The sequence below is a fragment of the Kribbella hippodromi genome (genome assembly GCF_039531045.1).
Lineage (GTDB): Bacteria > Actinomycetota > Actinomycetes > Propionibacteriales > Kribbellaceae > Kribbella > Kribbella hippodromi.
In genome coordinates this window covers 328,316-341,710 of the sequence record NZ_BAAAPH010000005.1, presented here as the reverse complement: position 1 = coordinate 341,710, position 13,395 = coordinate 328,316, and the positions used below count along the sequence as shown (strand labels likewise).

At 67.9% G+C, this 13,395-nt stretch carries 13 protein-coding genes; 10 read left to right on the top strand and 3 right to left on the bottom strand.

Going from position 1 to position 13,395, the window contains the following annotated elements; all coding sequences use genetic code 11:
* Positions 1-3: 3 nt before the first annotated feature.
* Entirely contained in the window at positions 4-1,194 is a 1,191-nt protein-coding gene (locus tag ABD260_RS10465) for an MFS transporter (RefSeq protein WP_344233196.1), read from the bottom strand.
* A gap of 87 nt (positions 1,195-1,281) precedes the next feature.
* Between ABD260_RS10465 and ABD260_RS10460 the strand changes: the two genes are divergently transcribed.
* The 4 genes from ABD260_RS10460 to tuf all read left to right on the top strand — a co-directional run bounded on the left by ABD260_RS10460 (position 1,282) and on the right by tuf (position 8,001).
* On the top strand, positions 1,282-1,593 hold the full coding sequence (locus ABD260_RS10460; protein WP_344233195.1) for an ArsR/SmtB family transcription factor: 312 nt from the start codon (positions 1,282-1,284) through the stop codon (positions 1,591-1,593).
* A 97-nt stretch (positions 1,594-1,690) separates the two neighbouring features.
* The gene (locus ABD260_RS10455) at positions 1,691-3,964 is read left to right on the top strand and encodes an outer membrane protein assembly factor BamB family protein (RefSeq protein ID WP_344233194.1); all 2,274 of its coding nucleotides are present in this window, start codon (positions 1,691-1,693) and stop codon (positions 3,962-3,964) included.
* Positions 3,965-4,119: 155 nt separating this feature from the next.
* On the top strand, positions 4,120-6,519 hold the full coding sequence (locus ABD260_RS10450; protein WP_344233193.1) for a hypothetical protein: 2,400 nt from the start codon (positions 4,120-4,122) through the stop codon (positions 6,517-6,519).
* Between the two features lie 294 nt (positions 6,520-6,813).
* Positions 6,814-8,001, top strand: coding sequence for an elongation factor Tu (gene tuf, locus ABD260_RS10445; RefSeq protein WP_344233192.1), 1,188 nt, complete (start codon positions 6,814-6,816; stop codon positions 7,999-8,001).
* Positions 8,002-8,032: 31 nt separating this feature from the next.
* Here tuf and ABD260_RS10440 read toward each other — a convergent pair whose 3' ends face one another.
* Together ABD260_RS10440 and ABD260_RS10435 are read right to left on the bottom strand one after the other, a co-directional pair.
* Positions 8,033-8,305 (bottom strand): DUF4031 domain-containing protein, encoded by a 273-nt coding sequence (locus ABD260_RS10440; protein ID WP_344233191.1) that lies wholly within the window; start codon positions 8,303-8,305, stop codon positions 8,033-8,035.
* Positions 8,302-9,006: a copper homeostasis protein CutC gene (locus tag ABD260_RS10435; protein ID WP_344233190.1), complete on the bottom strand. Its 705-nt coding sequence runs from the start codon at positions 9,004-9,006 to the stop codon at positions 8,302-8,304. The genes ABD260_RS10440 and ABD260_RS10435 overlap by 4 nt, the downstream gene beginning before the upstream one ends.
* 111 nt (positions 9,007-9,117) lie before the next feature.
* On the opposite strand from ABD260_RS10435, the gene ABD260_RS10430 reads away from it, so the two are divergent.
* From ABD260_RS10430 to ABD260_RS10405, 6 genes are all read left to right on the top strand, one after another.
* A complete protein-coding gene (locus tag ABD260_RS10430) occupies positions 9,118-10,155 on the top strand; it encodes a LacI family DNA-binding transcriptional regulator (RefSeq protein WP_344233189.1) in 1,038 nt (345 codons plus the stop codon).
* 74 nt (positions 10,156-10,229) lie between these two features.
* On the top strand, positions 10,230-10,448 hold the full coding sequence (locus tag ABD260_RS10425) for a hypothetical protein (protein WP_344233188.1): 219 nt from the start codon (positions 10,230-10,232) through the stop codon (positions 10,446-10,448).
* 132 nt (positions 10,449-10,580) lie between these two features.
* A complete protein-coding gene (locus tag ABD260_RS10420) occupies positions 10,581-10,925 on the top strand; it encodes a hypothetical protein (RefSeq protein ID WP_344233187.1) in 345 nt (114 codons plus the stop codon).
* Between the two features lie 91 nt (positions 10,926-11,016).
* Positions 11,017-11,388 carry a hypothetical protein gene (locus tag ABD260_RS10415; RefSeq protein ID WP_344233186.1) on the top strand — a complete coding sequence of 124 codons (372 nt, stop codon included), beginning with the start codon at positions 11,017-11,019 and terminating at the stop codon, positions 11,386-11,388.
* Positions 11,385-11,810 carry a hypothetical protein gene (locus ABD260_RS10410; protein ID WP_344233185.1) on the top strand — a complete coding sequence of 142 codons (426 nt, stop codon included), beginning with the start codon at positions 11,385-11,387 and terminating at the stop codon, positions 11,808-11,810. Before ABD260_RS10415 ends, ABD260_RS10410 begins: the two co-directional genes overlap by 4 nt.
* Positions 11,807-13,342 (top strand): multicopper oxidase domain-containing protein, encoded by a 1,536-nt coding sequence (locus tag ABD260_RS10405; protein ID WP_344233184.1) that lies wholly within the window; start codon positions 11,807-11,809, stop codon positions 13,340-13,342. Before ABD260_RS10410 ends, ABD260_RS10405 begins: the two co-directional genes overlap by 4 nt.
* Positions 13,343-13,395 lie beyond the last annotated feature (53 nt).

The following is a 13,395-nucleotide window of genomic DNA, read 5'->3' as shown; positions in this document are numbered from 1 at the left end:
TCGTCAGTCAGCAGTGGCGGTGACGTAGATGCCCTCGTCGCGCTCGAGTTCCTCGACCTGCTGGAGGTTGGAGTCGCGCCAGAGCAGGTAGACCAGGCCGACCACGACTAGGGACAGTGCGGAGGCCAGCACCGGCAAGTACCCGACGCCGAGGGTCTGGATGACCAGTCCGCCGACTACTGCGGACAGTCCGGCGCCCAGGTAGATGGCGGATGCGTTCAGCGAGATCAGCAGGCCACCACCGAGCTCCATGAGCAGACTCTGGATCGGTGGGTTGAAGGCCCAGGTCAGCATGCCCCAGACGACCAGTGCGGCTCCAGCACCTACTGCCGTCGTCAGAGTGACGTCCAGCGTGGCCAGCACGACGGTGATGGCGGCCATCAGTACGAAGAGCGTGCGCAGGCTGCCGAACTTGTCGGTGATCCGTCCACCGAGGAAGTTGCCGATAACTGCGCCGACGCCGTACAGCAGGAGCAGGAGGCTGGTGACGTTGCCGGTCAGTCCGGCGGTGTGCTTCAGCAGCGGCACGATGTAGATGTACACGGTGAAAGCTGCCAGGACAGCAAGGACCGTCATCGCGAGGATGATCTGCACGCGGCGGTCGGTCACGCCGGCGAAGCGTTCGCGCAGGCTGACGACCGGCGGCGCTTCCACCTTCGGCAGCACGCCCCGCTCGGCGATGGCGACCAGTACGGCGACTGCGCTGATGAGCGCGAACACGCCCTTGTAGCCGAGCGTCGGGCCGAGCAGTGTGCCCGCCGGTACGCCCAGTACAAGTGCGAACGTCAGACCGCCGAAGACGATCGCGACCGCGCGCCCACGCTTCTCGGGCGGCATCAGACTGGTGGCGAACAGCGTGGCCGCCGGGGTGTACACGGCGGCGCCGAACGCGGCCACGATCCGGCCGGCGATCAGGATCGGGTAGTTCACGGCCAGCGCAGCGATCAGGTTGCCCAGTGCGGCGAGCACGAGCGCGGCGATCAGGAGGGTACGGCGCTCCCAGCGGCCGGTCAGCGTGGACAGGATCGGCGCGCCGATCGCGTACGACAGGGAGAACGCGGTGGCGAGCTGGCCCGCGGCGGTCAGCGAGACGTGCAGCTCGGAGCTGACGTCGGGCAGTACACCGGACACGACGTACGCGCTGGTGCCGACCGCGAACGCACCGGCACCGAGCAGGTAGATCCGTGCGGACATCGGAGACCTTCCGGACGAAGTCAGTAATTCGACCGTCATCGTACTACGAAGATCATCGAACTTCGACGGGCGTCGTATTATGAATTCATGGCCACCAAAGTCCTCCCGCAGCCGGAGCGGGAAGAGATCCGGGTCGAGTCGGTGCTGCAGGCGCTGGGCGAGCCGGTCCGGCTGACGATCGTGCGTGCGCTGGCCGCCAATCCGGCCGGGGTGTGCTGCGGCGAGATCGAGCTCCCGGTCACTGCCTCCACCCGCGCGCACCACCTGCGCATCCTGCGCGAAGCCGGCGTGCTGTCCACCCACACCGACGGCACCAAGCGGATCAGCATCCTCCGGCGCGAGGACCTGGAAGCGCTCTACCCGGGCCTGATCACCGGCATCCTGTCCGCCAAGCAGTAGTCAGTCGCATACAGTGGGTGAAGCCGCACACCAACCGCAAGGTGGTGGTGGGGTGATCGTGGGCTGGTTGTAGAGGTGCTGCTGGCAAACTGATGCAGTGGTGGAACTCCGGGCGCGGTGGGATGACCTGCTGCCCGGCTCTGCCTCTCTCGCGGACGACCTGGTCGCCAGGTACGTCGAGCGCAACCGGCGCGCGTACCGCGACCAGTACCTCGGTGTGGTCCTGACAGCACTCGATTCACTCATCCAGCTGTCCACTGACCCGACCAGCGTCCGGCTCGCGGCCTGGTTCCACCGCGCGGTCCACGACGCAGGCGGCACACCGGCCGAAGACGCCGAGGCGTCGGCGCACCTGGCCGAACAGTTGCTCCCGCAGTACGGCGTACCGTCGATCCGGATCGCCGAAGTGGTCCGGTTGATCCGCCTCACCGGCGACCTGGCCACACCGCCACCAGACGCGTACGCGCCACCGCGCCGCGATGCCAACGGCGACGTCCTGCTCGACGCCGTCAACGCCATCCTCGCCGCCGACCCCAGCCGGTACGCAGTACATACAGCCGAGGTACGGCGTGATGCCAGCGACCGCAAAGGAGCGATGGAGCACCGGTACGACGAGGTACGCGAACTGCTCGACGGCCACCTGTACCGAACCCAACTGGCGCGGCAGCGGCTCGGACCAGTCGCCCGCGTCAATCTGGAAACCGAACTCGCCGGACTGGACACCGAGCTCCCCGCACCGTGGCGCGGATGGCAGCAAGCAGCACTGACCGCTGCCGCAACCTTCACTGCGATAGCAGCAGCCGTTGTGGCGATTGCCGCATCAGGTGCTTCCTGGCAGATCCCAGCCGCGCAGGACGAAGTCGGCTGGCCAACTGTTGCACTGGCGGTCCTCTCGTTCTTCAGCGCACCTGTGCTGTTCCGCTGCGCCCGCAGCGCCAGTCAGCGCGCCCGTCTGATCGCCGGCACCGTGCTGGCGATCTCCGTGACCGGACTGCTCATCGCCTGGGCTCAGGTACCTACGACCAACGCAGTTGTCGGCGTGGGCCTCCGCATACCGCTCCTGATCTCCGCACTGCTCCTACTACTTGCAGCCGCTGCGGCCGCACTGGTCGCCTCACTGCTCCGCACCAAGACCGTTCGCTATCTCCCAGCGCGCAACCTCGGCCAACAGCTCGCCTGGCTCGCCGTACCGATCGCAGTGGCCCTTGTCCTGCTACTGCTCATCCAGCCGCTGTCACGTGGCTACGTACTGGGCGCCAACGAACGAGTCGAAGGGGCACCGCGCAGTGCCGGCAAGTCCAGTCCGTCCGTACTCAACGGCACGGTCGCGTGGGTCAGTGACTCCGTCCTGGGCACTGGCGCCGAGGAGGCGATCGGCACCCGGTACGGGATTGCCGTACCCCGTCCAGGTGGTGTGGTCCAGATGCTCGATGCAGCGACCGGTGCACTCCGCTGGCGCTACAGCCGCTCTGACTCCGACGAGAAACCAGTGATCGCGGCAACCGGCAACGGCGACTACGTCCTGGCGCAGTTCTCCGATGTGGGCTACTTGCTGCTCGATGCGAACACAGGTCGCCGCAAGGCCGCGTGGCCGAGCCATACCCGCGACCGCTTCATCCAGCAGTCGCAGCCGCTACTGACCGGCGAACGCTCCGGCAAGCTGCATGGCGTCGACCCGGACGGCCACGAGCGCTGGACCTTCGAACCGGGTGCCTGCACCGAGGTGGGTGCGGTCGCCACCGCCGAGACCGTCCTCAGCTTCGTCAGCCACACCTGCGACGACAAACCCGACGAGCTGACCGCACTGGACGTCCAGTCCGGCAAGACGCTCTGGACCAAGACAGCAGTGGACACCTACCGGCGGCCGGTCGTCGTGGCCGGTCTGGTGGTCGTGGCGGAGCCAGGTGGTGACTCCGACTCCCCGGTTGCCCTGACCGCGATCGAGCCCCGGACCGGCGACGTCCGCTGGCGCTGGGCCGTGCCGAAGGCCTGGGCGTGCCGGACCCTGCTGAATGCCGCCGGCAAGTACCTGATCGTCGTCGACTGCCCGGGCGCCAGCACCCAGGAGAGCCGCAAGACCGTCGTGACCGCAATCGACGCCAACACCGGACAGACCAGCTGGCAGACAGTTGCACCGGTCAGTCCGCGGGAGAAGGTCGCCGTGACCGCGGACGGCCGGGTGGTCTCGCTGAGCCGCGCCGCCGCGGGCTCCGGCTCCGGCTCCGGCCCCGGCTGCGTCGCGAACGTGATCAGCCGGGCCGGGTTCCGGCAGGTCCGGCTGCCCACCGGGATCGTCTGCGGCCGCGATCCGCGCGCCATCGGCAGCCTGCTCCTGACCTCCGGACCGGACACCGTGATCGCACTGCGCTAGTGACATTGCGTAGCCGGGACCTCTCACAACTCGTTCGCCGGTCTCGGAGTGTGACGTGCACCGCAGGTCGCGAAGCGGTCAGGTGACGAGCCGATATCGCTTTGGCCACGACCCTCTCCAAGACCACCGAATCGTTCGTTTCAGGCTCCCCACCGATGTCAGACTCCATAGCCATGGACCTGCGCGACCAGTGGAATCGCCTGCTGCCGCACGCGCAGCCGTTGGGCGACGACCTGCTGGCTCGTTACGCAGAGCAACATCGTCATTATCACGACCAGCAGCACCTGACCGAGGTCCTGGCGACCGTCGACGAGCTGGCCGAGTACGCCGAGGACGCCGACACGGTCCGGCTGGCGGCCTGGTTCCACGACGCGATCTACGACCCGCAGGCCGACCCCGGTGAGAACGAGGAAGTCTCGGCCCAGCTGGCCGAGCTCGAGCTGGCCGCCGCGGGCCTCCCGGCCGATCAGGTCGCGGAGATCGGCCGCCTGGTCCGGCTGACCGCGAAGCACGACTGCGCTCCGGACGACCACAACGGCGCCGTACTGTGCGACGCCGACCTCCGGATCCTGAGCCTTGCGCAGGCGCGGTACGACGAGTACGCCGCCGGCATCCGCGCCGAGTACGCGCATGTCGCCGACCGGGACTTCGCCCGCGGCCGGATGTCGTTCCTGCAGAGCCTGGGCGAAACCGATCTGTATGTGACCCCGCGCGGGCACGAGGAGTGGGAACGACCAGCCAGGGAGAACCTGGCCCGGGAGGTCGATTCGCTGGGCCCTAGAGCGGCCCGGAGGATCGGCGGGCTGATCCCGGTCATCTACTTCGGTGCCGCCCTGGGCGCAGTTGTCGCGTCCTCCGTTCTGCTCGGGCGTGGCCTCGGTGCCGCCGCCAAATGGCCGGTGGAGTCGTCCGACGTGGGCGGTTATCCGGTGTGGGCGCCGATCGCTGGTACCGCACTGGCAGCCGGACTGACTTGTGCATGGTTCCGGCGGGCGCAGCAGCGGCTGGTCACCATCCCGGCCATCGTCTTCGCAGTGGTTGGCCTGATCGCGATCGGTGTGTGCTGGTGGCGCTGGCCGGCGGCGCAGCCCGGTGCGGCGATGTCGGAACGCTGGCCGTACCTACTGCTTGCATCAGTTGCCCTAGTACTTGCCGGTGCGCTGTTGGCCTTGGCTAGACGGTTGCGGCTCGCTCCGCCGTACGCCCAGGCACCTCCACGGTGGCTGGGCGTTGGTGCGACTGCCGTGTGTGGCGCGCTGCTGGCGTGGATCGTGGTGTCGGCCGGGGAGCCGTTCGTGCAGGCCCGCTTGGAGACTGCCAACACGGTCAGTACGACCACCACGATTGAGCCGACCCAGCTACCAGTACAGCTCGACGGAACGCTGGCCTGGAGCCGTGAGGTACCAGCAACCGGAGCCATCACCGGTACGGCAGGTGGAGTCGCTGAACTGCGGTCCGACGGCGTAGTGATGTCTGATGCCGCTACTGGTCAGATCCGTTGGCGTTACTCCCGGGCGGATGTCCAGGACGCCGCCTCCAGTGGCGTGAAGGGCCTGCTGGTGTCGCAGGACGGTCGTACGATCGCGGCGCACCTGCCCCGCTCGCAGTACCGCGAACCCGCGGGCATCGACCTACCCACGTACGCCGTGCTGGATGCGGTCAGCGGGAAGGTACTGACCGAGGTCCACACCGACGGGACCGCACTGGCGGTCGACGAGAACCAGCTGCTCGTGGCAGAAGGCAACTTCGTCGTAGCGCATGGCGTGAGCAGTCCGACGCACTGGCGAGCACAGGTGCGCTGCAACGTGACCCAGGGCGTACTGGTTGGCGACCAAGCCGTAGTAGTCGACGCCTGCGCGGGCAACGGCGCCGACGTACGCGGACTGGACGTCAAAACCGGTGCCCAGCGCTGGGAAGTCGATCTGGGCAACCGGATCGACCTGAGCGCGGAGCTGGACCCGTCTACCTGGGTCGGTGAGCTGGTAGCCGTACCGGACACCCGGGAAGTGTCTGGGCTGATCTGGACCGGTGCGGCCGGCGGAACGCTGTACCAGTGGTCAGTGGACGTCAGCGAAGGCCGCATCATCTGGACCACGCCCGTACCAGGCACACCGCGCCCGCGACTCGGTGCATCGTCCTGTGACGCACAGCTGGCGGCAACGCACGCTTCACTCGTACTCATCACGTGTCGCAATGGCAACGACCCCGGGCAGCCGCAGACGTACGACGTGTCGTCGTCGAGCCCTGCGGACGGGACTCCGCAGTGGCACCACCTGCTGCCGGTACCGCCGAAGCTGCAGCAACCGGAGTACCCGCGTAACGGGTTCGGGCTGCTGCCGGACGGCCGCGTGGTCACGCTGATGCCGCAGCCCAACGGCAGCTGCTCCCCCGTGATGATCGGTACTACCGGTGTGCAAGCGCGGCAGATCCTGCCCAGTACGAACGCGGAGCCGGTGGTGAAGTCCGAGGACGTCACCTGCGACAAGCCGGCCGTCACGGTCGCCGCGGCCCGGCCGGTCTTCTCCGACGGCTCCCGCCTGTTCGCGTTGAACTAGCACTCGGGAATCAAGTTGCCGTCGGCGACGTTGATGCCTACCGTGATCCGCATGTTCCGCGTGGTTTTCGAGTTCGACCTGTCAGGCACCGGCCTGACGGGCGCTCCCACGTGGGCCGCGTCAGCTGATTCAGCCACTTTCGCCGGCACGCGAATCTGACCCTCCTCCTGCAGCGCAGGACCCGCGGAGGAGGGTGGTCGCTCACCGGCCCCCTCCCTGCGGGTGACAGCCGCGGAGGGCAGCCCGGAGGGTCCTGGCTCACAGCGAATCTTCTGACTGCAAAGGAAAATCCTCATGGCCAAGAGCCAGTTCGTGCGGACCAAGCCGCACCTCAACATCGGGACGATGGGTCACGTCGACCACGGCAAGACCACGCTGACCGCGGCGATCACCAAGGTGCTCGCGGAGCGCGACCCGAGTGTGAACCGCTTCGTCGCCTTCGACGGCATCGACCGTGCGCCGGAGGAGATGCAGCGCGGGATCACGATCAACATCTCGCACGTCGAGTACGAGACCGCGACCCGGCACTACGCGCACGTGGACATGCCGGGGCACGCCGACTACGTGAAGAACATGATCACCGGCGCCGCCCAGGTGGACGCCGCGATCCTGGTCGTCTCCGCGCAGGACGGCGCCATGCCGCAGACCCGTGAGCACGTACTGCTCGCGCAACGGGTCGGCGTGCCGTACCTGGTGGTCGCGCTGAACAAGGCGGACACCGTCGACGACCCGGAGCTGCTCGACCTGGTCGAGCTGGAGGTCCGGGAACTGCTGGCGGAGTACGGCTTCCCCGGTGACGACGTACCGGCGGTCCGGGTGTCCGGGCTGAAGGCGCTGGAAGGCGACCCGAAGTGGACTGCCGCGATCGGTGAACTGCTGGACGCGGTGGACAGCTACGTACCGGTGCCGGACCGCGAGCTGGGCGAGCCGTTCTTGATGCCGATCGAGAACGTCCTCACCATCAGCGGCCGCGGCACCGTGGTCACCGGTGCGGTCGAGCGTGGTTCGCTGAAGCTCGGCGACCAGGTCGAGGTGGTCGGCCTCGGCCCGACCGTGACCACCACGGCGATCGGTCTGGAGACGTTCGGCAAGTCGCTGGAGTCCGCGGACGCGGGCGACAACGCGGCGGTGCTGCTGCGTGGCGTGAAGCGCGACGAAGTCCGTCGCGGCCAGGTCGTGGCGCTGCCGGGCAGCGTGCAACCGCACCGGAAGTTCCGGGCCACCCTGCACGCGCTGTCGACCGCCGAAGGTGGCCGGCACACGCCGTTCGCCGCGGACTACCGGCCGCAGTTCTACTTCCGCACGACCGACGTGTCCGGTGGCATCGACCTGGGTGAGATCAACCTGGTGATGCCGGGCGACTCGATCGAGCTGACCGTGGAGCTGGAGAAGCCGATCGCGATGAACGTCGGCCTCGGGTTCGCCGTCCGCGAGGGCGGCCACACCGTCGCCGCGGGCACCGTGACCGACCTGCTCGACTGAAGGACTGCCGGCTTGAAGAACAGCCCCCGACTCAAGGTTTTTGGGTCGGGGGCTGTTTGCGGTGCCGGAGTCCGGCAGCGATCAGCCGGCGTACCAGCTCCCGGCTGGACACCGGTACGGCACCAGCGGCAATCAGGTCGTCGTACCGGTCACTGGGTACGTCGTAGTGGTCCCGATCGAATCCACGCGCCGGAATGCCGGCCGCCTTCGCGAACGCGTGCAGCTCCTCGTGGGACTCGTCACTGACCAGGTGCGACCAGACTCGGTTCCAGGCCGGCCAGGCGGGCGGGTCGATCAGGATCATTCGCGCGCATCCTGGGCATCGAGCAGATTGCGCCACGATCGGACGAAGCGCGAGTTCACGTACGCCTTCGTCCACGAACCGTCCTGGCGTACCGACGTGCCGACGTGGAAGCGCCGTACGCCACTCTGGAACAGCCACGGCACATGCTCCGGCTGTAGTCCACCACCGGCCATCATCACACTGGCCACGGCGGGGTCCTCTTTGGCCAGCTTGCACAGGTCGTCCAGGCCGTGGCTGACACCGATAGAGGAGCCTGCGGTCAGTACACAGTCGAGGCCGGGCAGGCTGCGCAGTGCCCGCCAAGCCGGCTGCTGCTCCAGTACTGCATCGATCGCCCGGTGGAATGTCCACGGCGTACCGGCGAACGTACTGACCAATGCGCCGACCGAGTCGACGTCCACCTGGTTGTCGGGCGTCAGGAACCCCAGTACGAAGCCGTCCGCTCCGGCTGACAAGTAGGACTGCGCCATCGCGGTCAGGCGGTTCAGGTCGGCGCCGTTGGTGGTGAACGAGTTCTCCAGGCGCAACATCACCCGCAACGGCAGGTCGGTGACCCGCCGGATCGCACTGACGGTCGATACCGACGGGCACAAACCGTCCGCCTCCATCGAGGCGCACAGCTCCAGCCGGTCCGCCCCACCCTCCTGCGCCGCCTCCGCGTCCGCCGGATGCAACGCAATGATCTCCAGCAACGAACCCATGCAGGACATCCTCTCGCACCTTCACGGAATTCGCCTTGCACTCGGCGGCGGGCTTCTGTATCGTTTTTCTAGATCGATTTAGAAGAACGATTCAGATGAGGCGGGAGCGGGATGGCCGGAGTGACGCTGAAGACCGTGGCCAAGGCCGTCGGCGTGTCGCCGTCGACCGTCTCCAACGCGTACAACAAACCCGACCAGCTGTCCGTCGCGCTCCGCGAGCGGATCCTGGCCACCGCGCACGAGCTCGGGTACGCCGGGCCGGACGCGGCGGCGCGGGCACTGCGCAGTGGCAAGGCCGGTGCGGTCGGGGTGCTGTTCACCGACAAGCTGGCCTACGCCTTCTCGGACCCGTACGCGGTCGGCTTCCTGGCCGGGCTGGCCGAGGTCGCCGAGGAATTCGCCACCAGCCTGCTGCTGATGCCGCTCAGCTCGACGGACATCACCGGCGGCAGCAACGCCGTGCAGCAGGCGGCGATCGACGCGGCGGCGATCTTCTGCGTACCGGGCGGTCACCCGGCGCTGGAGATCCTCGACAACCGCGGCATCCCGGCGGTGTCCACCGACCGCGGTGACCACCCGTCGCTGTCCTGGGTCGCGATCGACGAGCTGGAAGCAGCCGCGCAACTGGGCGAGCACCTGGCCCGGCTCGGCCACAAGGAAGTCGTCGTCCTGGTCGACAACGCCCAGGCGGCCGGCGGCCGGCCGGTCGAGCTGACCCTGGACGAGGTCGGTTACACCGACTGCGAGCTGCGGATTCGCGGCCTGCAGAAGTCGATGCCGGACGCCCGGCTGCGGATCGTCTCCGGCGGCCACAACGCGATCGCGTCCGGGCGGCGCAGCGCGGAGTACGTGCTCGACTCGCAGGACCGGCCGACCGCGATCGTCGGGCTCAGCGACGTCCAGGCACTCGGCGCACTGGAAGCGATGAAGGTCCGCGGGCTGACGCCGGGACGGGATCTGACCCTGGCCGGGTTCGACGACATCCCGGCCGCGGAGGCGGTCGGACTGACCACGGTCCGGCAGCCGATCAAGGACAAGGGACGCGCCGTCGGGCGCATCCTGCTCGACCCGGCCACCACCGAACGCCAACTGCTGCTGCCGACCCAGCTGATCGTCCGGTCCAGCAGCGGGCCCGCGCCCAAGCGCTGACAACCACACACAACTTCCCTGGGACCACTCGGTTCCCGGGGCGATCAACCACGCTCTCCGGAGGGAGCAGAACCATGACGTACTTCATTGCCGGCAACACCGCTGTCGAGAACGCCCGCACCCTCGCCCAGTCGGCGCTGCCGAACGCTCCCCAGCAGGAGTACGAGCCGCCGCGCCGCCCGCTCGCGGTCCGCGCCCGCCTCGGCGCCGTCCTGCGCACCGCCGCCGCCCACGAACTCCGCCTCGCCAACCGCCTGGACCCCACCCCCACCTGCCAAACCGCCACCAGCTGACAAGAGTGGATATCCATCCGCGTGGTGGGTTCTCCACCGTTACACCAGTGGAGAACCCACAACAGCAGTGGATATCCGGCTCTTGTGAGTGGGCGTGGGTTTTGTCGGTGGGGTCTGGCAGGCTGATGGGCGATGAGTGAGCCAGGGGTTTTGCTGACTGCCCGGGCGCTGGTGCTGCACGACCTCGCCACCCGGGGGTTCAACGATCCCGTGATGGTGTCCTGTCTCGAGGATGCGGTCGCGGGACGGCAGTGGTGGCTGGATCAGTGGCCGGACGGCGCGGAGCACATCGCCGGGCTGGTCGCGCAGGACGTGCAGGACCGGCTGGTCGATTCGGGCATCCGCTGGCCGCGGTGTACGGCCTGCGACGACCTTCAGGATCACGAGCTCCGGATCGAGCCGGAGCTCGGCCCCGACCCGCACTGGGTCTGCGAACGCGCCGGCATCACCGTCGCACCCCTGGGGCGGCTGACCTGAGACCAGTTGCCGTAGCCCGGGGCCGCCTGAGCTGAGACCAGGGTCATACCTGATTGCTCTACATGTAGCCAGACTACTATTGTCTGTCTACATGAAGTCGTTGACCTTGCTCCGCGCGACCGCCGGGGTCCATGCGGTGGCGATCTGTCTGCAGCCGGTGTTCGCCGGCGTGTACCTGAACGGATCGCCGGCCGGGATGCGGATGCACGAGCCGACCGGTCTGGCCCTGGCCTTCCTCGGCCTGTTCCAGGTGGTGGCGGCCACGATCTGGTGGCGATCCGGCGGCCGCTGGACGGCGCCCGCGGTCAGCCTGCTGATCCTGGCCGGCGAGGTAGGACAGATCGCGATGGGCTACAGCCGTCAGCTCGCCGTCCATGTCCCGCTCGGCATCGCGCTGGTCGGCGCCACGGTCGTGTTCGCGTTCTGGATCAACAACCGCGCCCGCAAGGCGGTGCCGGCATGACCGCGATCACCGCGCCGGCCAAGGTACGGCGGCCGCGCGCCAGTTTGCAGTTGCTCCGGATCACACTGATCCTCCACGCTCTCCTGATCATCGTGCAGCCGATCGCGGCCGGGTACTTCCTGGCCGGCAACGTCGACGCCATAACCACACACAGCGCGATCGGTGGATCGGTCTGGATGATCGCGTTCGTCCAGATCGCCGTCGCGGCCTGCTACACGCTGGCCGGTGGCGGCCGGCTTTGGCCGCTGATCGCGTCCGCGGTGCTGATGGTCGCCGAGTTCGTCCAGCTCACCTTCGGCTACCTGCAGAACTTCGCCGTCCACATCCCGCTCGGCACCGCGATCGTGACCGCAGTGCTGTGGATGACGGTCTGGTCGTTCCGGTCCACCGCACGCCTGAGCCGCCGGGAGGCGAAGCGATGAAGATGTCCCGCCGTGGGTTCCTGGCCGTCGCCGGCAGCACCGGCGCCGCCCTGACCCTGACCAGCTGCGGCCAGGAGGCCAGCCCGGCCCAGGCCGGCGAACTCCTGCGCAGCAAGGCGAAACTCCCCGAGCCCTTCCAGGTCCCGCTGCCGATCCCACCGGTGAAGAAGCCGATTCGTTCCGACGCGAAGGCCGATTACTACCAGGTGGTCCAGCGCAAGGCGAGCCTCGAGATCCTGCCCGGTCTCAAGACCGAGGTGATGGGGTACGACGGCCTCCTCCCCGGACCGACCTTCGACGTACGCAGTGGCCGCACCGCGATCGTGGAGCAGATCAACCAACTCGATGTATCGACAGTCGTCCACCTGCACGGCGGCCACACGCCCGCGCCGAGTGACGGCTGGCCGCTCGACCTCATCATGCCGGCCAACGGGCAGCACGGCGGCCATCACATGGAGGGCATGGAGGGCATGGAAGGCGGTGACACGACGATGGGACGGCGTACGTACACGTACCCGAATGCCCAACGCGCCGCCACGCTCTGGTACCACGACCACACCATGGACTACACCGCTCCCCGGGTGTACCGCGGACTGTTCGGCCTGCACATCATCCGGGACGAGGAGGAGGACAAGCTCCCACTGCCCAAGGGCGATCGGGAGATCCCGCTGATCATCGCGGACCGCGCCTTCGACGCGGACGGGTCGTTCTTGTACCCGGCTTTGAAGGACGGTCCGGGCGTCGAGTCCAAGTACATGGAGGGTGTCGTCGCCGATGTCACCTTGGTGAACGGGGCGCCCTGGCCGGTGCATGAGGTGGATGCGGTGCGGTACCGGTTCCGCGTACTCAATGCCAGCAATGCACGCCGGTACGAGCTCGGGTTCGACAAAGGGCCGGCGACCTTCGTGCAGATCGGCAGCGACGGCGGTTTGCTGGACAAGCCGATCGAGCACCAGACGCTGGTGGTCGCGCCGGCCGAGCGGTTCGACGTGGTGGTGGACTTCTCGCAGTACCGGCCTGGCGATGAAGTGACCGTGGTCAACCGGCTGGACGGCAACGCGAACGTGATGCGCTTCAAGATCGCGCGAAAGGCGGCCGACGACACGCGGATCCCGGCGACGTTGTCCACGTACGCGGTGACGCCCCGCCCGAACGGTGTCGTCCGCCGCGAATGGCGCTTCCGCCGTGGCGACGCCGGTAGCCATCGGGGCTGGACGATCAACGGCAAGGCGTTCGACCCGAAGGTCATGCAGGCACAGGTGAAACTGGATCAGTACGAGATCTGGACGTTCGTGACCGACGTGCACCATCCCGTCCACGTCCACCTGGCGCCGTTCCAGGTCCTGACCCGCGGCGGTCAGTCGAAGCTCTCGGAGTTCGACCACGGCTGGAAGGACACCGTCGACATCCGGCCCGCCGAGGTGGTCGAGGTGCTGGTCAAGTTCAGCGCCCACAAAGGCAAGTACCTGATCCACTGCCACAACCTCGAACACGAGGACATGGCGATGATGGCCGGCTTCGAAACCATCTAGCCGTTAGCGAACCAGCTCGGACCGGCACCACTCGGGTGTCGGTCCGAGCTGCT